The sequence below is a fragment of the Proteiniclasticum ruminis genome (genome assembly GCF_900115135.1).
Lineage (GTDB): Bacteria > Bacillota > Clostridia > Clostridiales > Clostridiaceae > Proteiniclasticum > Proteiniclasticum ruminis_A.
Genome location: NZ_FOVK01000002.1, coordinates 32,509 through 55,578 on the forward strand (window position 1 = coordinate 32,509; position 23,070 = coordinate 55,578).

Consider the following 23,070-nt stretch of genomic DNA (forward strand, 5'->3'; position numbering starts at 1 on the left):
CCTTTCGCGGAAGTCAGAAGAATCGCCACAAATAAATTAGCGATAGAAGGTTTCCTTAACCAAGAGTAGGGAGGTGTGAAACATGGCAAAGAAAGAAGTACAAGTTGAATATAAGGTCCTGAATACGCAGTTTAATTCCGGGATAAAAGATATCACGGGAAAGCTTTCCACGCTGAACAAGGAATTTAAACTGCAGCAAGAAACCATGAAAAACAGTGCCTCGGAAACTGAAAAGCTTGAAGGGAAACTGGAGAAGTTAAACAAGGAGCTGGACCTTTCCAAGGAAAGAACGAAGCTCACCGCCGATGCTTTAGAGATGGCAAAAAAACAAACCGGCGAGAACTCCAAGGAAACAAAAACCTGGAGTGACCGCCTCATTGATGCGAAGAGAAATGAAGAGTTTCTCAAGAACGCCATCACTGATGTCACAGGGGAACTAAACAGTCAAAAAAGCTCAATAAAAGAGCTCACCAGCGTCGAAAAACTTTCTATAGAAAATTCCCAACGTAGAATTACACAATTAAACGAACTTGAAAAAAATTCTGAAGAGCTCACGGACGCTTCTGACAAGCTTTCCAAGTCTTATGATCTGGAGAATAAGCGAGTCGGAGAGCTTGAATCAAAATCCAGTGCATTGACCAGGGAAAAGGAATACCTGAGAAAGCAAGTGGACCTCACATCAGAATCCATAATGAACCTAGAGAGACAGTTGGAACTTGCAAAAGAAGAGTACGGAAAAAACTCCGAGCAGGTGAAGAAGCTTGAAGATGCTCTTATGGATGCCAAGATAAAGAATCAGGATTTCACAAACTCTCTTCGAGATTCAGAAAACGGGCTGAAGAGGTTTGGTGAAAAACTTGAGAGCGCTGGCAAGGTGATGACGGATACTGGAAAGAAAATGACGCAGTATGTGACACTACCCATTATCGGAGGGGTAGCTGCATCCGTAAAAGCCGCCAGTGATTTTGAAACAGCCTTTACCGGCGTAAAGAAAACCGTGGATGAAGTTGTGGATGCAAATGGAACCGTAACCTACAGTTATGAGAAGCTTGAAAAAGGCATCAGAGATATGGCAAAACAGATGCCATCATCCGCGAATGAAATCGCCGGTGTAGCTGAGGCGGCTGGACAGCTTGGAATAAAGACTGAGGATATCCTTTCCTTTACGGAAACCATGCTGATGCTGGGAGATTCCACGAATCTGAGTAGCCAAGACGCTGCTACATCCCTCGCAAGACTTGCGAACATCACGGGAATGCTTCCAAAGGATTTTAGCAGGTTAGGCGCTACCATTGTAGATTTAGGAAATAACCTGGCGACTACGGAAGCTGAAATTGTCAATATGGCCATGAGGCTTGCCGGTGCAGGTACCCAGGTGGGAATGAGCGAATCCGAAATCTTATCCCTAGCTGGTGCTTTAAGTTCCGTAGGAATAGAAGCTGAAGCGGGAGGATCTGCATTCTCAAAAGTGATGATCAATATGCAGCTGGCAGCTGAAAAAGGCGGAGGGTCTCTAGATCAATTTGCTGAAGTTGCCGGTGTTTCGTCCAAGCAATTCGCGAAAGCATACAAGGAAGATGCTACAGAAGCGCTTATGATGTTCATCGAAGGTCTTGCGTCTTCTGAAGAACGTGGAATATCTGCAATCAAAGTACTGGATGACATGGATATCAAGGAAGTCAGACTCAGAGATTCACTATTGAGAGCAGCAAACGCTTCAGGTGTGTTCAGCGAGGCTCTTTCCATCGGGTCCAAAGCTTGGGAAGAGAACACAGCACTCACGGATGAAGCAAGAAAAAAATACGAAACCTTTGAATCCAAAGTGAAGATACTGAAGAATCAGATTACTGATATCGCCATAGAGTTTGGTGGTCCACTTTTAGACGCGCTGTCTAAGGTGATGGAAGCACTGAAACCTACTTTAGAGAGAATTGCAGACCTTGCGAAGCGGTTTAGCGAGGCAAGTCCAGAAACTCAAAACATGGTGATTAAAGTGATTGCCCTTACGGCTGCTCTTGGGCCAGTTCTTACAGTGGCAGGGAAATTTGTTTCCACAATAGGATCAATAACCAAAGCTATAGCCGTGGCTAAACCAGCCATGGCGGTAATGGCAACAGGTGCATCTGGAGTCGGAACAGCAGCTGGAGCTGCAGCGGGTGCTGGAGGTCTTGCGGGTCTTTCTGCAGGTCTTGGCACTGTGATTGCAGCGGCGGCCCCATACGTTTTAGCAGTCGCTGGTATAGCGGCGGCTGGATACGGAGTTTACAAGATACTAAATCAGGATGTCATTCCAGAAGTGGATCTCTTTGCTGATCACGTAGGGTACACAACAAAAACAGTGACGGATGAATTCGGGAACGTCACAACTGTAGTTGAGGATCTTTCAGTCACAATCTCGGAAGAAACAAAAGAGCAAGTCGGCTCATTCTTCGATATGGCGGACTCTGTGAAGCAGACTTTTCACGATATGTATTTTGATGTTAACAATGAAACGGAAACCGGTCTTTCTGATATGTACACAAAGACTACAGAAATGGCCAACCTGATTATTGAAGCGTCTGAAACTCAGAAAAACGGAGTAGTCGAACAGTATCAAGAGCTCTTTGCGAATACGACCGTTCTTACAGACGAAGAGCAGATGGAAATTATAAAAAGCGTAAATGATGGCCATCAGGACAGAATCAAAGAAACTGAAAAACTAAAAGATAGGCTTGTTGGAATTTACGATGAGATCAGGCGTCAGGGTGGAGAAATCACCATGAATCAACAGCAAGAAATAAACTCCATCATGGAAGAAATGAAAAGATTGTCAGTTGAAACCATGTCCAAAAATGAAGCTGAGCAGAACGTGATACTGAACAGATTGGCAAGTTCAAATGAAAGAATAACGGCCAAGATGGTAGGAGAAACTATAAAAGAACTCAATACCCAAAAGGATGAGTCCATCAGAATTGCCGGTGAACAGAGGGATGAGATGGTCAGGCAAGCAGAGGAGCTTAGAACACTTGAAGGTGGAATCTATGCAGATAAGGCCGATGAAATCATAGAAGAAGCCAATAGGCAATATGATGAAGTGGTAGCCGCGGCTGAAGGGACTAAAAACGATGGAATTAAAAAGCTTGAAAATGCATATGGTGGACTAGTCAAAAAGGTTGATACTGATACAGGTGAAATTCTCGGATTCTGGGGAAGCATCAAAAAATGGTGGGACGGTTGGAACCCAACACCAAAGAACGCCCAAGTCAATACAACTCAAACAACTACATACACAAGCAGAACAACGAGTGGATATAGCGGATCTTCGGGTAGTGGATATGGAGCTACTAGACCAAACTTTAAAGGTGGAATCATCCCTGACTATACTGTTCTCGGAAATCATAGCTTCGCCGAAAAAGGACCTGAAGCAGTCTTACCGCTTACCGGTAGAGAAATGGATCCATACGCTGATGCGGTGGCCAGAAGAATCAACGAATACAATGAAGTCGCATCTAATGCATCCACAAAACCACAAATCATTCTCAACATCACAAACACCCTTACTGGCTCAGCTGATGAGGATAGACTGGTGAGAAAGATTGACCGGTCCCTGAAAAAGAGCAGCGATGAAGCGTCATTCGCGATTGGAGGTGCGTAAATGCTTGAATTAATCATAGACAATAAAAGTTCTACAGATTTTGGATTATGCCTTGCGGAAACGCCCTCTATTCCATCGCCGGAGCGGGACGTGGAAAGAGTTCCAATAAGAGGGAGGCATGGGTCACTGACGAAGAAATACGCGTACAAAGACATTTCCTTCAGCGTATCCCTGAACCTTTTGGAAGACGATGGAATCAAGGACAAGCTCAGGTATATCAGAGCATGGATACTGAATGCGAAGAAACTGCAGCTCAGCGATGACACCGTCTTTTATCGCATTAAAGAGTCCAATATTCCGGATATTGAAAATGAGTTGAATTTACTTGGGAAATTTGAAGCAAATTTCGTAGCTGATCCATTCCAATTCACAGAAAGTAAAATCGTTACACTAAACTCTTCTGGTAAAGTCTTGTACAGTGGAACCATTGAGTCAGAACCGTATATAAAAATATATGGAACCGGGAACGGGACTCTAACCTTCAACAGTGATGTGATTCATTTTCAGGAAATCTCAGAATACATCGAGATTGACTGTGAGAATCAGCAAGCTTTTAAAGGGGTGGACCCAAGGAACGATAAGATGATTGGGGAATACCCGGTGTTGCAGATTGGGATGAACGATATTTCGTGGACTGGAGGAATAACAAAAATTGAGATCGATGTTAGAGAGGTGTATTTGTAGTGCTGATACTTTATAAAAAAAGCGAAAGACAGTTTCTGAGCAATGGCATCGGAAGACTGGACAAACACGCCTTTGAGGACAAGGTAAGGGAAGAACTGAATGGGATCTACAAGCTTGAGTTTACGTATCCAATTCATGCGCCTCACTCCAGGGATGTCAAAAACGATAACATAGTCAGGGCTACTGTTCCGGATGGAGAGCAGCCCTTTTTTATATCCAGAATAGTAAAGAAAGACGGGTACCTGAGAGTAACCGCGTATCACTTATTTTATCGCCTCATATGGCAGCTCATTGAGGATATCAATATTGTAAATCTGAATGGCCAAGCAGCCCTCAACAGGGTGCTTGAAAACACAGAGTTTACTGGTGTGTCTGATATCGCCACAACGAAGAACATCAGAATTGTGCGTTATAATGCTGTAGAAGCGATTTTAAACCATGGGAAGGATAATACTCTAATATCTCGATTCGGAGGTGAACTGAAGCGCGACAAGCTCACGGTGATGCTTATGAATCGAATCGGAAGAACCTACGAAAACAATCCAGTGGAAATCAGGTATGCAAAAAACCTACTATCGTACGAAGCTGATATCAGTGATTCCAATGTGGCCACAAGAGTGATGCCTATCGGGTTTGATGGATTAATTCTTCCGGAAAAGTACGTGGTGAAGCCTGGCGCGGACCCGACGGATTATAAAACCTTGAAGGTGGAGTACTCCTCCATTCGGGCAATCAGCAATCCGGACAACCTCAAAGAAGGAGAATTGCCGCTTGAAGATGCCTATGAGGCACTAAGGCAGGCGGTTCTCTCAGACTTTGAAAGTGGCAGGTTTGACCTAAAAGCCAGTTACCAGGTGAAGTTTCAGGAATTGAGCACTACAGAAGAATATAAGAACAAATCGGTACTCGAAAAGGTGTATCTCGGAGATGAGATCAAAGTAGTCCACACGGATGAGGATCTAGAGATACTTTCAAGGGTAGTGGCTTATGAGTGGTCTCCTATCCGGAAAGAGTATGATGAATTAGAACTTGGAAGTCATATTGATACTTTCAGCGACATCAAGCCCACATTGGAATTGATTGCTGGAAAAGTAGAACAGTACAAAACAGACTGGGAAAGCAATATAGAGCAAATCACGGAGCTTTTGACTACAGCACTTGGTGGCTATGTGCTCAAAAGAACAGGAGAACTTCTGATTATGGATACGGAAGATCCAGCGACCGCAACAAAAGTATGGAGATGGAATCTAAACGGCTTGGGATATAGTAGTGCTGGTATCAATGGACCTTACGAGATTGCCATTACCATGGATGGTAAGATAATGGCTAAATTTGTTTATGCCTTGAATCTATCTTCTATTAGTGCAAATCTTGGAGTTGTTACTGCTGGAAAAATACAAGACTCCACATCAGAAAGTTATTGGGACCTGGATAATGGGGAGATCGTTCTTAATGTTCGATCTCTGAAAATCAATGCGAAAGAAGTTGCAACACAAGATGACATTGATGGGATTAAGTCCTGGACTGTTCAAATCTTCTCCACCAACGGAGGAGTATTTAAAAATGACCAGATCAATACAATGCTCATTGCAAGGGTTTATAGAGGAACCGAAGATATTACAGATACACTAGATGCGAACCGCTTCAGGTGGACCAGGGTATCTGAAGATTCTGCAGCGGATGAGTTGTGGAATACCGCAAATTTTAGCGGAAAGAAAGAAATTTCTGTGACATCTGACGATGTGCATCAACGTGCAACGTTCAATGTCACGATACTTGAGGAGGTATAAAAATGGCAGTAGCAACCGGTCAATTTACAATTATTGATTATAATGATGCACTTTCATTAAGTGCATACATAGCTTCGAACAGACAAAAAACACAGATTTTCAATCCAGATAATGGATCATACAATCCGGATTGGGCATCAAGTAATGTAATCCTTACGCCATCACTTTTCATTCTAGGCAATGCCAATGACATCATCACCAGTTCAGCTGTTCAGTCGATTCAGTGGTATGACGTTTCCAATGGAGTAGAAACACTTATTTCAGCAAATGCCAGTTATGCGATTGGTGCAGCAAAACCAAATGCGCTGACCATTAAATCGAACGTGCTTGCAGGTTTACCTGGTAAGGAATTCATGTGCAAGATTGTGTACAGAGATCCAAGCACAGGACTGGATCTAATCGTCAAGACACCAATATCATTCTCAAGGGTAGTCAGTGGGTCAGGAATCACTGATGCGATTGCATGGGCACCTAATGGAAATGTTTTTAAGAACGATGAAACAACATCGCTAATCGCAGAATGTGATCTTGTAAGAGGCAGTGTCGTGGACTCTACAAATGTTACGTATCAGTGGTATCAGTTTGATACAGCACAAACGACTGATGCAGGTGGAGGAATTAACTGGAGAAAACTCACTAATGTGGCCAATGTGACTACAGGAGTAACTACAAGACAAATGACCGTGTTTCCTGCAGCTGTGCCCACCTATGCAGTATTTAAATGCGTGATTAAAGATACAGATGCATCTTCCAATACTTACAACAGTTCATTCGAGGATAATGTGACTTTTGAAGATAAGTCGGATCCAGTACAGGTGACGATAACATCCACGGGTGGAGATGTTTTTAAGAATGGGGTAGGATCTACGACCCTTACTGCGAAAGTATTTCAAGCTGGTGCAGAAGTAGATGCTGCAGGAACTAAATATACTTACAAATGGTTCAAGCTCAACTCTTCAGGAGTACTGGACTCGAACTTTGGCGGTACAGGGATTAACTTTAAGACAGGTAAGACTCTCTCAGTAGGGGATGCGGATGTAGATGTGAAGGCCACATTTCAGGTAGAAGTAAGTTAGGGGGGATAGAATGCCAGCAGCGATTGCACAGTTTACAATCATGGACTATAACGATATTACGGTTGGTGCAACGGCGCCTGCGAATCCTACCGTAGACCAACTATGGCTGAACACATCTGTATCACCAAATCGATTATCCAGGTGGTCTGGATCTGCATGGGTACTGGCTACACCTACCTCAGCAAGCCAAGTTGGAGCAGAAGCAACAATATATAAGCAAGCTGCTGCTCCAGCACATTCCAATGGCCGTTTATGGCTTCAGACGGGAGTTGTACCAAATGTGTTGTGGAGAAGCACCGGTTCAGCATGGGAAAAGGTCACGCCGACATCTCCCGGAGAGGTTGGAGCATATCCATCCACAGATGGAAGTAATCTTGAAAACAGAATATATTCAGCTGAACAAAAAATAACTCCAGAAGCCATTGTAAATACATTTACCGAAGAGTATTCAAAAGATGATACGAAGGCTATTACAAAAGGAATCGTCACGATGAATCGTGATGGTATTACCGTATCGAAATCAACATCGGAAATCAATTCCCAATTAGCGAATGATGGAGTAACAGTGCGAGATGGAGATGCACCACTGGCAATATTTGGAGAAGCTGGTGCAATAATCCCAAAGGTAGAATCAAACGTGCTGAATTTTTCGGACAAAACTGGCGTCTATTATGTTGGAGGAGCTTATCCATACAAGTCAATCTCTGAGTGCCTGAACACCCTATTTACGCGTAACGATAAAATCCATATTGGTCCGGCAGGTTATCCCAACTCAGCTGATATTTACATAGAGGTTTTCGGTAATATAAACGAAACGGTCAGAATAACCGGACTATCTGGAAGAGGAAGACTGATCATCAGGATAAATGCAGGGGTAACTTTTAACGGAAACTTCGAACTTTATGGAAACACATTGCCTATCTACATCATAGGTGCAGCTGGTGCAGTCATTAAAAATCCAGGCAATGTATCAGGATACATGTTTCAGATCTCCGCCTGTAAGTATGTGCAGATCAACAATCTTAACCTTAATAATAACGGTGGATATTACCTCACAGACGTCACTCACGGATCTACCGTGCACTTTGAAAATTCTGATATTATTGGATGTAATTATATGGCTCAAGCCAATAACGCATCCTCAGTAACCGTTGTAAATTGTAAAGGTAACGTAGTCAGTGGAGTTCTTAGGCTTGTCGAGGGTGCAAAAGGATATATCAGCGGTTCAGCGCCAGCTGGAGGACCCCTTGAGTACTCTACAAATAAATTCGTTTTTACAGATGGCACCGTAGCTAGAGTTAACAGCGCATATTCTCCACCACCAATAGCCTCAAAAGTGTTTGTCCAGGTATTCAACGGAGCTACTTTTGACTCTCTGCATCATGGCACATCTAATGTTAGTACTTATTATGGAGCATCCGCAGCGCAGAACAGATGGGATAGCTCGACAGGATGGTTTGACGGTAGAATTCGTTTCGGATCTGAAATCAATAATTTTTTGAATGGCGGGTCGAATGTTTCTATAAGAATGCGCTTGAGACGAAAAAACAGTTCTCATGGTAGTAGTGGAGCTGTGATGCCTGCTCCGTACAATCATTCAGCGTCATATTCGAGCGGAGCTACAAGAGGTGGATGGACTGGATGGGCTACAGTACCATCAAGCCTGTTTACATCTTCAGGTGCAACACTAACATATTACAACGGGGTACAAGGAATTAACGGTTATGCCATCTGGGATGCCGTAGAGGTTGAAGTAACTGTAACGAAACAAGTGTAGGAGGTAAGTTTATGTTCTACTTTACTCCGGAAGGATGGAAAATCTTTCCAAAGAAAATCAATTATACACAAGAAATAGAAACCTTTGATATGTCTGATGAGGCGTATCAAGGGTTTTCTAATATGCAATCTGAGGATATTATCCTCACAGAAGAGCAGCTTCGAAGGTTTGAAACTATTAAGAATGTGCAATCAATAGGGATTGAAGACATCAAGAAATTTGTCTTCGAGCAGAAAGTTGAAGATCAAAGTTTAGTTGACTTGCAGTCTGAAGTGAAAGCAGAAGAAACGAGACAGAAATTTGCTAGGCTTATCAGGTGGGATGAAATTACAACCGAAGAGATGCTGGATCTGATAGATGATTTCAAAGAGTACGCCATAGGTTCATTTTACGTAGCTGGTGACATCTTTAGTCTAAATAATCAGCTGTATCAAGTTCTTCAGCCGCATACTTCTCAGGAAGACTGGCAGCCAGATCAGACACCGGCTCTTTATAAGGCTATAGCACCACCTTCAGTTATTGCTGAGTGGAAGCAGCCAACCGGGGCGCATGATGCTTACAATAAAAGTGATATGGTGCTTTTCAGTGGCAAAGTATATGAGAGCTTGATTGATGGGAATACCTGGTCACCATCAGCTTATCCGCAAGGATGGAAAGAAATAGTAATATAAGGATCTCTTCGGAGGTCCATTTAATTTAACAAAAGGAGTGAAAAAAGTGGAAGTTATTAAGAAAGCTATCGTGGAACTATTTGGATATTCAAAGGCAGAGTGGGCGACAGGAGGAATCATTGCAGCGATTGGAGGGGTGATTGCGGGGATGTTGGGTGGATATGACACGTTAATGAAAGCACTTCTCTTCGCCATGGCCTCAGATATCGGTACAGGGTTCTATTTATCAAAAATTCTTAAGCAGACAAGCTCATCTAAGGGGATTGCGGGGATCCATAAAAAGATTGGTATCCTCATGATGATTGCCTTTGCTACAATAATTGACGAAGTCCTTGGACAAACTGGAGTACTTAGAAACGGTGCGGTCATTTTTTATCTGGCCATGGAAGGATTATCTCTGGTAGAAAACCTGACAGCCATGGGAGTGCCAGCATTTCAGCCGCTAAAAGAATATCTTGTGCAGCTCAAGGAAGGAAGCAAGAAAGGACCAAGTAAGATTGTTGAAATTGAGAAGAAAGAAGAGGTGAAGTAGCATGAAAGAGTTTATACAGTTCATTCTTTTGAATGCTTGTTATGTGTGGAACAAGAAGAACAACATCAGTATCAAGCCCACACACATCATTATCCACTCTACTGCGACTCCAGGAGTCATGGCTAAGGAGTGGTTCAATCGGTGGAACAAGTCTTCCATTATGGTGGCGGTACATGCTTTTATTGATGATCTGGAGTTCTGGCAGCTGCTTCCATTCAATATGTGGGCGTGGGGAGTCGGTGGTAAAGCTAATGGATACAGCCTGCAGATAGAGATGTGTGAGGACAAGGAGCATTCGGAGGTTTACTTCCGGAAGGTCTTGGCCAACACTATCAAGAAAGTCGCTCAGTGGTGTAAAGAGTTTAATATCCCGATTGATCATGTTATAGGCCATTATGAAGCCAGGATTCTAGGCATAGGATCCAATCACAGTGATCCACGCCATTGGTGGTCGAAGTTTGGCTACACAATGGATATGTTCCGTGATGATGTAAAGAAAGCGATGGACAAGCCTGTAATACCAGCACCTGATAAGCCTATCGATGAGAAGGTATGCTCCGAAAATCTCAATGTGCGGTATGGTCCTGGCACCAACTTTAAGATCTTGGCCACCATGCCACAAGGTACGAAGGTGGAGATTTTCTCGATTTCCGGAAACTGGGCCAAGGTTAGATTTAAAGATATCGAAGGGTATTGCAGCACTGCATATCTCAAGAAGTCTCTTACTGGTTACGTCATGGCCACAGTGCTCAACGTAAGAGCTGGCAGAGGTGTGGGCAATGCAATTCTCGGGAAGCTCAAGAAAGGAGCACCAGTGACCTTGTATGGCCTCCAAGGCGGTTGGTGGGAAACACCTACCGGTTATGTCAGTGCTGACTGGATATCTTTGGATAAGGTTGCAGCACCCGTGGAGGTTAAGTTTCAGGAAGGAATCGTGACAGCCACAGCAGGGTTGAATGTTCGGAAGTCACCTGGAGGGGCGAAGGTTGGAGCGTTGAAGCATGGAACCAAAGTTATAATATACGAGCAGTCTGGATCATGGTACCGTATTGGAAATGATAAATGGATATCGGAAGTATACATAAAGAGTTATTGAAATGATTTAAGCAATTGAAAATATGTAAAAAGCAATAAGTAAATTAGGAGACATTTCTATAAAGAAAGTCTATAATATATTCGATCAATGTTGTAAATGATTTCAAATAAAGGTAGAATCATAATAAATATGTTTTATTATGGAGGTTTGTGGTGTTTGAATTTCGAAAATCGCTTTATGACTATGTGACAGTACCGTTATTGAGAGAGTTTTTATCTGCAAATAAAATAAAATTCAAAAGTTTAACCTTGAAAGCCGATTTAATTGAAGAAATTGAGCTACAAGTATTAAAAGGGAACTTAGATGCAATCGTTGTCAATCAGTGGTTGAATGAGGTTGTCGAGTTGGGGGCAAAGCATGTTTATTTTAGTCAAGTTTCTACTTTAGAAACGCATTTACCTTTAGATAAAAATGAGAAGATTGACTATTATAATACTTTTAATGGATCAAATAAGATTCATGAAGTGTATCGAAAAGTTGAGATTTTAGAAGCTGAGGAAGTATATGTTCTAGGATTAGGTGTTCAGTACTTTTACCGTCCTAGTGAAAATTCAATAGCAAACTATTATTTGCCAATAAAAGTGATTTATTACAGTAATAAAAAACATTTATTTATATCATTTAGACCTAATGATAGAATGTATAAATCTAAATTATTCAGATCAGAAGATAAAGTTACTGAGCCTAAGTTGTTAAAAGAAATAAATGAGTATATCAAAGTAAATTTAAATATTGTTACGTGTCAGGACAATTTTCATAAAGATAAGCTACGGCGTGCTGTTTACAGGATACTAGAAGAAAGCTCGAAGTTGCCTGATAAGATTAAAGAAATAATTGATGAGTATGATAAGAATAATCTTAAATCTTTCATTAGTAATTTTAAAGCAAATTATGAGATTAGCAAGCGATATGACAATCAAATCGAAGAAGATTTGATGAATATATTAGAAAAATATATTTGCTTGAATTGGGAAAAACAAGAAGATTTTACAGAGGGGATAAAATGCTATCCATTTAATATTTCATTAAAAGATAGTGAAAATACTACTTTAATTCAAAAAAGTAGTAAAGAAGAATCTCTTCTTGTGAAAAGTGCATATCATGATAATAAGAAGAGATTGAAACAAGAAAAAATGTGTGATTCAGTTCATATGGCTTATACAATATCAACCACAAGATGTAAGGTTATATATGGAATAGAAAAGTTCAAAGGGTTTATATCTTTCGAGAAGTTTCTAAATAAGGAGGAAATGGATGAAATAGTAAGCAATTTCGTTCAAAAATATTATGAATAGTGCAAAAAGGATTATTGATTATTATACTCATGAGCCTATTACAGAGTTTTATGTAGGTAAAAGTCTTCAGGATAGAGACGGTTCTATTTTATTAGTTACAAACGAAGATGTTGAGCAGTTAATGTCTTTATCTATGCTAGAAGTGCTTGAGCGATATTACTGTTCAGAATGTGCAGAAGAAGTATATCCACATGAAAGTATATATTTTTGTGAATGTTGTGAAACTTATATCTGTAGAGAAGGTATAGAGAAGATAGTAACCTATAAGGTTAAAAAATCTGTAATAAGTAAAAAGGAGTTTGACAATAAAAAATTCGAGAAATCTCTCACAAATCCAGATATTGCTGGAGGTGTCTTGACTGTCCTTAAATTGAATAATAAACCAGGTCAAAATGATGTAGTCGATGCTATTCAAATGATTTTCGAAGGAATTGATGATTTACATATAATCAACGATTCAAATTGTGTAGCACTTGGATATGGTGAACAAATCATAAACATTAAATCAGATGGTAATTTAATAGAAATCAGAGGCAAGAACTCGTATTTATATAGTTTAGCCATCAGAGAGATTGCTTACTTATTCGATTGTGAGTCTACTAAAAAGAAGTTAATGTTGTCATACTTACCTGGTTATGATAGTAGTAAATTAGAAACAGAATTATATGAGTACATTCCCAAATTGGATAGGCTTGTTGAAAAACAAAGATTAGGAATAAGAAATAATTTACATACAGCTATCTATATGTTAAAATGTAACATTGATTTACCTGATAGGACTTTTTTGATTTTCAATGCTCTGCGTGGTCTTGAGTCCATTATAAAGTTGATTGCTGCGAAGTATGAGATAAATTATATCGATAAATTAACTATGTTCAATGTTGATAATGGACATGTAAAACTATCAAAAGAATGTGAGGAGAAACTAGGAAGTTCTGTAAAAACTGGGCTGTATAAAAGGATGTATACGGCATATAGAAAAGAGCGTAATGTATATTTTCATTGGGATAAGTTGCTGACCAATCCCATAGATGGAACGAAAGTAATAAAGGACGATCTTAAAGCGCCTAAAATAATAACAAAAATTTTAGAATTGATTAATGAAGCATGTGAAGTAATGTAGTAACATTAGGATAAAGGAGGTATTTGAAATGAAAAAATTCGAAGTTAGTGTTTTAAATTCGAACTTTTCCGTTTTAGTGACTCTTCTTTCTTATAGTTCTCCATTTGAATTTCTTGGTGATATAGAAAATGAATTATCAAAATACATAAACAATGGAGTTGTATTACTTGATGAGTATGCTCACAATGATGACGTCGAGAAAAGATTCATTAGTTTTTTCTATAGTAGAGGAAGGATTTGTGAAAACACGATAGGTTTTGTGGATGTTGATGATGACGAATCATTATTGGAAAAATCTAATGGGGTATTAATTAAAAATAAAGACTTACTATTGGATATTGGTGTAGAAGTTGAGTTATTCTAATAATGTAAATAATAACTAAATTAATGACTTAATTAATGACTATAAGCCGGTAACCCCGGCTTATTTTTTTGCGCAAAAAACCCCGCACGCAATTGTGCAGGGTTACACCTTATTTTTGCTGTGAATCATGCCTGTGAACAAGCAGCCAGAGAATGTAGTTGTTGAGTGATCTATGTACCTTATTGCCTTCAGCTTGTAACTGCACTTTAAGATTTTCTGGTATCGTAAGTAGTAACTTTGTATTTTCAGTTTTTCCCACAATTTCCTCCTCAATAAAAGTTTACCCCACACGTCGTAGTGCGGGGAAGATAGGGGTCTATCTTTAGAGAATTATAACATATTATTAGTTTAATCTGTAGGATTTTAGTCTGACAATTAATGTAGAATCTTAGAATATGGGCTATAATTTTGAATATTTCAAAGTGATATCATCATTACTTTTATGTAGTTTTATTGTATAATTTAGGCAAAAAGAAAAATGGGGGTTAATTTTGTGAAGAAAAGTTTTAAGACCAAAAAACCGTTGCATAAGAGATGGTGGGTTTGGTTACTTGCTGCGTTTATTGCTATTGGCGCATTTGGTGGTGAAGACGATGTGGATGCGGACAAAGGTACGGAAGGAATCGGAGCAGTAGTTGAACAACCTGCTGATGACGATAATGATAAACCGTCAGAAACTCCAGAGGATATAGAAAAACCAGTAGTAGAAAAGCCATCTGATGAAGGTGAAGAAGATTCGACAGGTACCTCTGGCCCAGAGACACCTACAGAAAATGAAGATTCAGAAGAACCTATTGTTACAGTTCCAGTTAATACAGAACTATCAAAACCACTAAAAGCTCATTATATCGATGTAGGGCAAGCAGATTCGGTTTTTATTGAATTACCAAATGGTCAGACGCTACTCATAGATGCAGGGGATAGTAAGAATGGTAGCCAAGTAGTTAACTATGTCAAATCTCTTGGATATAATCAGTTAGATTATGTAGTAGCGACTCATCCGCATGCAGATCATATTGGTGGAATGACATCAGTAATCAATGGTCTCAAGATTGGTAAATTCTACATGCCTGAGAAAGAGCATACTACCAAGACTTTCGAGAATATGATTGATGCGTTGGCACTAAAGAGTGTAAATGTTTTTAAGGCAAAAAGTGGAACTGATATTATCAACATAGATGGACTTCGGGCTAATATACTTTCACCTGTTTCTAGTTATGGTGATGATTTAAATAACTGGTCAGCAGTTATAAAAGTAGTATACATAAATAATTCATTCCTATTTATGGGTGATGCTGAAACCAAAGTTGAAGGCCAACTTTCGAATATTGATGTTGATGTTCTTAAAGTTGGACATCATGGATCTGATACCTCTTCAGGGCTGAGTTTCTTGAAAAAAGTAACTCCTGAACACGCTATTATTTCTGTAGGAGCCGGAAACAGCTATGGACATCCAAACCAGAGTGTAGTCAGTAATCTGCAGTCCGTAGGAGCAAAGGTCTATAGAACGGATTTACTAGGAACAATCATTGTAAGTTCTGATGGAAATAGTATTAGTATGAATAAGAACCCTGGAGAAGCACTTGCAGCAGCACCAAAACCAAATCCTACACCTACACCTACTCCATCGCCGGCTCCGGCGCCAACACCTGCACCAACTCCAGAACCGAAACCAGAGCCTACTCCTACACCAGCACCAGCGCCTGTTCCGGAACCTATACCAGCACCAGCACCTCAACAACCTGCTATCGGTAGTGTTGTTTATATTACAAATTCTGGTGAGAAGTATCACAGAGATGGTTGTAGTTCGTTGAGTAAGAGTAAAATAGAAATTAGTTTATCTGATGCACAGGGTAGAGGATATGAGCCATGTAAAAGGTGTAATCCATAAATAAGGAGGAATAAATATGTTAATCACTATTGACCGACTTGAAGGTAATTTTGCTATTTGTGAGATGGAGGATGGGAAGTTGTTAAACTTACCAAAGGATTTCTTACCACCTGGAACTAGAGAAGGTTCGAAACTAAGAATCGAACTGGATTTAGACGCTGAAGAGAAAGACAGAGACAGAATCAAATCGAAAATGAACAACCTGTTTAAGGGTTAGTGATGAAAAGCTGCAGATTCTTGCAGCTTTTTTCGTTTAAGTGAATGCTTTTTCACTCTTCTCCGCATAATTAGATTATGGAGGTGAAGAAAATGAAATGTATTTACTGTGAAAAGGAACATGACCTGAATACCCTTGGTGGCTTGGTCTATTTTTCGTGCTGCAACAAGTCCCAAATACTAAAGCAGAGCGTAAGGCCGCGTGTCCTAGAGGCGTTCCAAGAGAATCAAGGTGTGGTCTTAATTGATAGCCCAGAAGAATATCTCTCTTTCATCCTAAGAACAAATGTTCTATAATATTTAAAAAGGGGGAGTACAGATGCAGGAATTAATGAGAGTAGAAGTCATGAGTTATTCAAAACCAGGTGAACCGCCTAGACCTGTAACGTTTCGGTTTAACGCAGGTGAAGTGCAATACAAGGGAAGAGTTCTGAAGGTGTTGGACAAGAAGATAAACAAGTGGAATGGTAACGTTATGTACGAATACCTCTGTGATTGTACTGTAGATGATCACCCGAGTAAAATTAAGATCTCGTACGAGCGGGACACAATGAACTGGTACCTAAGGAACTTATGAAGTAAAGAAGGGAGCTGAATGCTCCCTCTTACTTTTTTTATTAGAACCAAGTACCATCGTTCAATGAGTAATGGTACCAATCACCATTTTTGAATCGAACACAGAGCATATTATCCTTTTTGAATACTTCTTTAAGCTGGTACTCAGGTTTTTCTGAACCAAATGCTGACATTTGATGACTGTGAATTTCTTTAACCCTTTCTTGTGTTTGGATGGATAGTTTTTCAAAGTTTTTTATCATTGTTTTCCTCCAATCAAAATACTTATTATTCTTGATTAATCTGCTATACTAAAGATACTAATATTAGGGGGTAATCACGCAATGAGAAAAATCGCTATACTATTGCTTTTATTGGCACTGACAGGCTGTGCATATCCGCAAGACCAGGCGCCGAAGCCCATGGAACCAAACCCAGTACCGCAAGGTAACTCAGGAATTAAAGTAGAGCAGCCGGAAGAACCGGAACCGGAAGAATCTGAAGAAATCCCTATTTACCTGGAGGATCTACCCATTATTTTATCCATCCGGGAACCTAACTCCATAGGTACGGTATATCTGGATGCGACTTATATAAACAAATCAGAATATCCTATTACCAGGTACTTCATGACGATCCTGTTAAAAGATAAAAATGAAAAGACCTATCTAAGCTCTCATGATACGGTTCTACCTGGAGAAACTTCTCCAAACTTTGATAGCTTCGGACCTCAAACCATGGACATAAATGATGTGGAAAAATTAACCTTGGAAATCACAGCCAAGACCGAGAACAATAAAGAACTATATATCGAGTATGACTACAAGCTCGGATGGGCAGAATGGTATTACGCAGATTAGGGATTTTAACCCCGCATATTTCAGCGGGGTTTTTTATTTTTGTCAAATGATTTGTCAAATAATATTGTCTTACTTTATCTGTAGATGCATTTTACGTTTTTATAACAATCGAGGCATATCAACGGTTTGACATAAATTGAAATAAATTGTCTGTGCTTGTCAAAGGCTATAAATTAAAACCATGTTAAAAAAACCAGTTGATTTTATGAATCCATTATTTTTCGCTCAGTTCTTTCATGCAGTACGGACAATTGTTTTCCCGAGAGAAAATCCCCGGATTTCCCTAAAAAGCTTCTGAAAACTTCACTTTGAGGTGTTTAAAGTTTAAAGGTTTCGGGCTAAAATGTAGGTATGCATAGAAAACGTTTTAATGGAGGGAAGTTTTGATGATGGAAATACAAGGAGAACTGTCCATGGGTGTGGTTTTACAGGGACCGCTGCCTAAGAAGCCGGAGTTTCTGCCGGGAATCCGAAGAGCACCGAACCGTGGATACACCCTTTCTAAGAAAGAAACGAAGGTAGCGCTGATGAATGCCCTGCGGTATGTGCCGGAAGAGCATCATGAAGTCATGGCCCAGGAATTTTATGAGGAGCTGAAGACCTACGGAAGAATCTATGGCTACCGGTACCGTCCAGAAGGGAGAATCTACGGAAAACCTCTTGAGGACTATGAAGGACGCTGCACAGAAGGGAAAGCCATTCAGGTCATGATGGACAACAATCTGGATTTTGAGGTGGCTCTTTATCCTTATGAGCTGGTCACCTATGGAGAGACCGGTCAGGTCTGCCAGAACTGGATGCAGTACAGGCTCATCAAAAGCTATCTGGAAGTGCTGGAAAGCGATGAGACCCTGGTTCTGGAGTCCGGCCATCCTTTGGGCATATTCAAAAGTCACGCCATGGCGCCAAGACTTATCATCACCAATGCCATGATGGTGGGCATGTTTGACACCCAGGAACATTGGCACTATGCTATGCAGATGGGTGTAGCAAACTATGGACAGATGACCGCTGGAGGCATGATGTATATCGGACCTCAAGGCATCGTTCATGGTACCTTCAACACCATTTTGAACGCCGGACGTATGAAACTCGGGCTGAAGGGTGAGGAGAATCTGGAAGGATACCTCTTTGTGTCTTCAGGCCTTGGAGGCATGAGCGGCGCTCAGCCCAAGGCAGCAGATATTGCAGGGGCTGTGTCTATTGTAGCAGAGGTGGATGCTTCGAGAATCAAGACCAGAACAGATCAGGGCTGGGTGAAAGAAGTGGCAGAGACCCCCAAGGAAGCTTTCCGCATGGCCGAAGAAGCCATGGAGAAAAAAGAGGCGCTGTCCATCGCATTTCATGGCAATATTGTGGACCTTTTGTCTTATGCTGTGGAGCATCATAAAACCATTCATCTTCTTTCGGATCAGACCAGCTGTCATGCACCTTATGATGGAGGATACTGTCCAGAAGGCATCAGCTTTGAAGAAAGAACTCACCTGCTGGAGACTGACAGAGCTCTTTTTAGAAAGAAAGTGGACGAGACGCTTCTGCACCATTATGAGCTCATCCAAAAGCTCTCAGAAAGAGGCACCTACTTCTTTGATTATGGGAACTCTTTCATGAAAGCGGTCTACGATGCGGGAGCAAAAGACATCGCAAAGAATGGCACCGATGAGAAAGATGGATTCATCTTCCCGTCCTACGTGGAGGACATTATGGGTCCAGAACTCTTTGACTATGGATACGGACCCTTCAGATGGGTTTGCCTCTCCGGGAAAGAAGAGGATCTGAAGGCTACGGATGCCTGTGCCATGAGCTGCATCGACAAAAATCGAAGAGCACAGGATCTGGACAACTACAACTGGATCCGGGATGCGGAGAAAAATCAGCTGGTGGTGGGCACCAAAGCCAGAATCCTCTATCAGGATGCGGAAGGAAGACTGAAAATTGCTCTGGCCTTCAACCAGATGGTCCGGGAGAAGAAAGTCGGTCCCATCATGCTGGGCAGAGACCATCATGATGTTTCTGGCACCGATTCCCCCTTCAGAGAAACCGCCAACATCAAGGACGGCAGCAATATCATGGCAGATATGGCTGTGCAGTGCTTTGCTGGAAATGCTGCAAGAGGCATGACCATGGTGGCCCTTCATAACGGTGGCGGTGTTGGTATTGGAAAGTCCATCAACGGTGGTTTTGGCATGGTGCTGGATGGCAGCGAAAGAGTGGACGAGATTTTAAAGACGGCTATGCTGTGGGATGTTATGGGTGGCGTTGCCAGAAGATCCTGGGCGAGAAACCCCCATGCCATGGAAACCAGTATCCGGTTCAATGAGGAAGAAAAAGGAAAAATTACCATACCAAGAATTCCGGAAGAGGAACTTCTTGAAAAACTGCTGGAGGAGAAGTAAATGGAAAGAATCGTAGAATGTGTGCCTAATTTCAGTGAGGGAAGAAGACCTGAAGTCATCGAGAAAATCATCGACAGCTTCAGAGGAAAAGACGGAGTGAAGCTTCTTGACTATTCCAGTGACAAAGACCACAACCGTACCGTGGTGACCCTGGTGGGAGAACCAGAGAAAGTGAAAGAAGCGGTGATCCAGGCTGTAAAAGTGGCAGTGGATGAGATTGATCTTCGAAACCATATGGGAGAGCATCCAAGAATGGGTGCCTGTGATGTGATTCCATTCATACCCATCAAGAACTATTCCATTGAGGAGGCTGTGGCCCTTTCCAAAGAAGTAGGAGAAGCCATTGGCAGCCTTGGAATACCTGTATTTCTCTATGAGCGGAGCGCCACTGCAGCCCACAGAGAAAATCTTGCTGCCATCCGGAAAGGACAGTTCGAAGGTATGGCGGAGAAAATGAAGGAAGACAAGTGGTACAGCGATTTTGGACCAGGGGTGCCACACGAGTCTTTTGGTACAGTGGCCGTAGGAGCGAGAATGCCTCTGGTGGCGTTCAACGTGAATCTCAACACACCGGATGTAGCCATCGCAGATGCCATTGCCAAGAAGGTCCGTCATATCGGAGGAGGCCTCCGGTATGTGAAAGGCATGGGCGTATACCTGAAAGACAGAAATATTGCACAGGTGTCCATGAACCTTACGGACTATACCAAGACCTCCATTTACAGAGCTCTCGAAACCGTACGTTTTGAAGCCAAACGCTATGGGGTCAGCGTTGTGGGGACAGAGATCATCGGTCTTGTGCCTCAGCAGGCCCTCATTGATTCGGTAGAGTATTATATGGGCATTGAGAACTTCTCCAGTGCTCAGATCCTGGAAAACAAGCTGTCTGAATAAGGAGGGAGAAATGGGAGAAATACTGATAAAAAACCTAGCCTCTTTGGCCACCAACACCGGGAACAAGGGAAAAGGCGGAAAAGAGATGGGGAACATTGTGGAGCTTCTTCATCCCTGGGTGCTCATTAAAGACGGCATCATTCATAAGATCGGAGGAGAGGAGCTTCAGGATGTGGCAAAGGATCCTGAGGTTCTGGATGGATCTGGAAAGACGCTTCTTCCTGGGTTTGTGGATCCCCACACCCATCTGGTGTTTGGCGGTACCCGTGAAGAAGAGTTCAGCATGAGGCTTCGCGGTGAAAGCTATATGGCCATTATGGAAAAAGGGGGAGGCATCAAGTACAGTGTGCGTAAAACCAGGGAAGCCTCCTTTGAGGAGCTTCTCTCTCAGGCGGACAAAACCCTGAAGAATATGGCAGAACTTGGAATCACCACTGTGGAAGCCAAGAGCGGATATGGCCTGGATAAAGAAACGGAACTGAAACAGCTGAGGGTGGTAAAAAAGCTCAGAGAAACGAGTCCCATCGAGATTGTTTCCACCTTTATGGGTGCCCATGATATTCCGTTGGAGTACCGGGGCAGAGACCGGGAGTTCCTGGATTTTCTCGCTGATGAGGTGCTTCCTGTGGTAAAAGAGGAGAACCTGGCAGAGTTTGGCGATATTTTCACTGAAAAGAATGTTTTTACGGTGGAAGATTCCAGAGAGTATCTGAAAAAAATGAGAGAAGCTGGTCTGAAGCTGAAGATCCATGCAGATGAAATCAATGATTTAGGGGGAGCCGCACTGGCGGCGGAGCTGTCTCTTGTCAGTGCGGACCATCTGCTGAAAGCCAATGAAGAAGGGCTCCAGAAGATGAAAGAAGCGGGTGTCATTCCTGTGCTTCTGCCTCTCACCGCTTTTTCTTTGAAAGAAGAGTTTGCCAAGGCAAGGCATATGATTGAACTTGGACTTCCTGTGGCCATGGGAACAGACTTTAACCCAGGCAGCTGCTATTCCTTCTCCGTGCCGCTGATGCTTTCCCTAGGCACCCTTTATATGGGGATGACGCCGGAAGAAGCCCTGACGGCGGTGACGCTGAACAGTGCAGCAGCTCTTGAGAGGGCAGACCGCATCGGCACCATTGAAGAAGGGAAAGAGGCGGACCTCATCCTCATCGACGCACCTTCTTACCGTTTCCTCACCTATCACTTCGGGATGAATCTGGTGACAACCACTCTGAAAAAAGGTAAGATAGTGTATATGAAACAGTAGAAATCGAGGAGGAGAAAGCATGACAGAATATGATCTCATCATCATCGGCGGAGGCGCTTCCGGCATGAGTGCGGCCTTAAGTGCCAGAGCAGAGGGAATAGAAAAGATTCTCATCCTGGATCGGGAGGACTCTCTAGGCGGAATTCTTAATGAACTCATCGAAGTCGGTCATGGGTTCATCGAAGAAGGCATCACTGGGGTGGAGGTTTCTGAAGAGCTCAAAGAGAAGATTAAAAAAGAGAAGATTGAAGTAAAACTGGGGACCTTGGTTCTCGACGTGAGAAGGGACAAGCGGATCAAATATGTGTCCGGCAGTGAAGGAGTCCAGGAAGTTCTTGGAAAATCCGTAATTTTTGCCACAGGGGCCAGAGAAAGGCCCAGAGGGGAGCTTAATATCTCCTCCAACAAGTCCGCTGGAATCATGTCTGTGGGCTCTGCTAGAAAGCTTATGGTTTATGAGGGGTATCTTCCAGGAAAACATGTGGTCATCTACAGTCAGGATGTGAACAGCCTGTATCTGGCAAAAATGCTTCTGGTGGAAGGCGCAAAGGAAATCACCATCATCGAACCTACCAAGAGTCTTAAAGAGGATTATGGATACAAAGCCTATCTGGATGCATTTCCCAATGTCAGGATGCTCTATAACACCAAGATCATCCAAATCATAGAAAATGGACGTATTGAAGGGGTTGTCATCAAAACCATAGAGGGGCAGGAGGAGAATATCTCCTGTGACAGTCTTCTTCTTTCTGTAGGCCTGGATCCTTCCAAGAGACTGTTCAAGAAGTTCCGTCGGGGAATGGATGAGATGGGCATGTTTGTGGCCGGAAATGCAGAAGAAGTCTCCTATGATCTTCCTGTGGTTGTGGAAAAAGGAGAGCGGGCAGGAAAATCTGCCGCAGCCTATTTGATAAAACTGAATGAAGCATAAAACATAAAAGAAGTTCCAGGTTTTCTGGAACTT

General features: G+C 42.0%; 20 protein-coding genes. 19 read left to right on the forward strand and 1 reads right to left on the reverse strand.

Translation table 11 applies throughout. The features are described 5' to 3' along the window. Nucleotides 1-82 precede the first annotated feature (82 nt). The 14 genes from BM243_RS04825 to BM243_RS04895 all read left to right on the forward strand — a co-directional run bounded on the left by BM243_RS04825 (nt 83) and on the right by BM243_RS04895 (nt 16,726). Nucleotides 83-3,634, forward strand: a complete 3,552-nt coding sequence (locus tag BM243_RS04825; protein WP_074911022.1) for a phage tail tape measure protein — start codon at nt 83-85, stop codon at nt 3,632-3,634. Next, nucleotides 3,635-4,318 (forward strand): phage tail domain-containing protein, encoded by a 684-nt coding sequence (locus BM243_RS04830; protein ID WP_074911023.1) that lies wholly within the window; start codon nt 3,635-3,637, stop codon nt 4,316-4,318. Further along, nucleotides 4,318-6,108: a phage tail spike protein gene (locus tag BM243_RS04835; protein WP_074911025.1), complete on the forward strand. Its 1,791-nt coding sequence runs from the start codon at nt 4,318-4,320 to the stop codon at nt 6,106-6,108. The genes BM243_RS04830 and BM243_RS04835 overlap by 1 nt, the downstream gene beginning before the upstream one ends. A gap of 2 nt (nt 6,109-6,110) precedes the next feature. Next, nucleotides 6,111-7,184 (forward strand): hypothetical protein, encoded by a 1,074-nt coding sequence (locus BM243_RS04840; RefSeq protein WP_074911026.1) that lies wholly within the window; start codon nt 6,111-6,113, stop codon nt 7,182-7,184. A gap of 10 nt (nt 7,185-7,194) precedes the next feature. Further along, a complete protein-coding gene (locus BM243_RS04845; protein WP_074911028.1) occupies nt 7,195-8,961 on the forward strand; it encodes a hypothetical protein in 1,767 nt (588 codons plus the stop codon). A gap of 11 nt (nt 8,962-8,972) precedes the next feature. Further along, complete coding sequence (locus BM243_RS04850) at nt 8,973-9,632, forward strand: carbohydrate-binding protein (protein WP_074911029.1); 660 nt, start codon at nt 8,973-8,975, stop codon at nt 9,630-9,632. A 46-nt stretch (nt 9,633-9,678) separates the two neighbouring features. Beyond that, nucleotides 9,679-10,164 carry a phage holin family protein gene (locus BM243_RS04855; RefSeq protein ID WP_083422625.1) on the forward strand — a complete coding sequence of 162 codons (486 nt, stop codon included), beginning with the start codon at nt 9,679-9,681 and terminating at the stop codon, nt 10,162-10,164. A 1-nt stretch (nt 10,165) separates the two neighbouring features. Further along, nucleotides 10,166-11,260 (forward strand): N-acetylmuramoyl-L-alanine amidase, encoded by a 1,095-nt coding sequence (locus BM243_RS04860; protein WP_074911031.1) that lies wholly within the window; start codon nt 10,166-10,168, stop codon nt 11,258-11,260. A 152-nt stretch (nt 11,261-11,412) separates the two neighbouring features. Further along, nucleotides 11,413-12,555 carry a hypothetical protein gene (locus BM243_RS04865; RefSeq protein WP_074911032.1) on the forward strand — a complete coding sequence of 381 codons (1,143 nt, stop codon included), beginning with the start codon at nt 11,413-11,415 and terminating at the stop codon, nt 12,553-12,555. Next, nucleotides 12,548-13,678 (forward strand): type II toxin-antitoxin system RnlA family toxin, encoded by a 1,131-nt coding sequence (locus BM243_RS04870; RefSeq protein ID WP_074911034.1) that lies wholly within the window; start codon nt 12,548-12,550, stop codon nt 13,676-13,678. Before BM243_RS04865 ends, BM243_RS04870 begins: the two co-directional genes overlap by 8 nt. A gap of 28 nt (nt 13,679-13,706) precedes the next feature. After that, complete coding sequence (locus BM243_RS04875; protein WP_074911035.1) at nt 13,707-14,042, forward strand: type II toxin-antitoxin system RnlB family antitoxin; 336 nt, start codon at nt 13,707-13,709, stop codon at nt 14,040-14,042. Between the two features lie 493 nt (nt 14,043-14,535). Beyond that, a complete protein-coding gene (locus tag BM243_RS04880; protein ID WP_074911037.1) occupies nt 14,536-15,933 on the forward strand; it encodes a ComEC/Rec2 family competence protein in 1,398 nt (465 codons plus the stop codon). Nucleotides 15,934-15,949: 16 nt separating this feature from the next. Next, nucleotides 15,950-16,150, forward strand: a complete 201-nt coding sequence (locus tag BM243_RS04885; RefSeq protein WP_074911038.1) for a DUF3006 domain-containing protein — start codon at nt 15,950-15,952, stop codon at nt 16,148-16,150. A 318-nt stretch (nt 16,151-16,468) separates the two neighbouring features. Continuing rightward, nucleotides 16,469-16,726: a hypothetical protein gene (locus BM243_RS04895; RefSeq protein ID WP_074911040.1), complete on the forward strand. Its 258-nt coding sequence runs from the start codon at nt 16,469-16,471 to the stop codon at nt 16,724-16,726. A 40-nt stretch (nt 16,727-16,766) separates the two neighbouring features. Here the strand turns inward: BM243_RS04895 and BM243_RS04900 are convergent, their stop codons facing one another. After that, on the reverse strand, nt 16,767-16,967 hold the full coding sequence (locus BM243_RS04900) for a hypothetical protein (protein ID WP_074911041.1): 201 nt from the start codon (nt 16,965-16,967) through the stop codon (nt 16,767-16,769). Nucleotides 16,968-17,048: 81 nt separating this feature from the next. On the opposite strand from BM243_RS04900, the gene BM243_RS04905 reads away from it, so the two are divergent. From BM243_RS04905 to BM243_RS04925, 5 genes are all read left to right on the forward strand, one after another. Then, nucleotides 17,049-17,564, forward strand: a complete 516-nt coding sequence (locus tag BM243_RS04905; protein ID WP_074911042.1) for a hypothetical protein — start codon at nt 17,049-17,051, stop codon at nt 17,562-17,564. 389 nt (nt 17,565-17,953) lie between these two features. Then, the gene (locus tag BM243_RS04910) at nt 17,954-19,960 is read left to right on the forward strand and encodes a urocanate hydratase (RefSeq protein WP_431602438.1); all 2,007 of its coding nucleotides are present in this window, start codon (nt 17,954-17,956) and stop codon (nt 19,958-19,960) included. Next, nucleotides 19,961-20,854: a glutamate formimidoyltransferase gene (ftcD, locus tag BM243_RS04915; RefSeq protein WP_074911043.1), complete on the forward strand. Its 894-nt coding sequence runs from the start codon at nt 19,961-19,963 to the stop codon at nt 20,852-20,854. 10 nt (nt 20,855-20,864) lie between these two features. Next, the gene (hutI, locus tag BM243_RS04920; protein WP_074911044.1) at nt 20,865-22,106 is read left to right on the forward strand and encodes an imidazolonepropionase; all 1,242 of its coding nucleotides are present in this window, start codon (nt 20,865-20,867) and stop codon (nt 22,104-22,106) included. A gap of 19 nt (nt 22,107-22,125) precedes the next feature. Next, a complete protein-coding gene (locus BM243_RS04925; protein ID WP_074911045.1) occupies nt 22,126-23,037 on the forward strand; it encodes an NAD(P)/FAD-dependent oxidoreductase in 912 nt (303 codons plus the stop codon). Nucleotides 23,038-23,070: the final 33 nt, after the last annotated feature.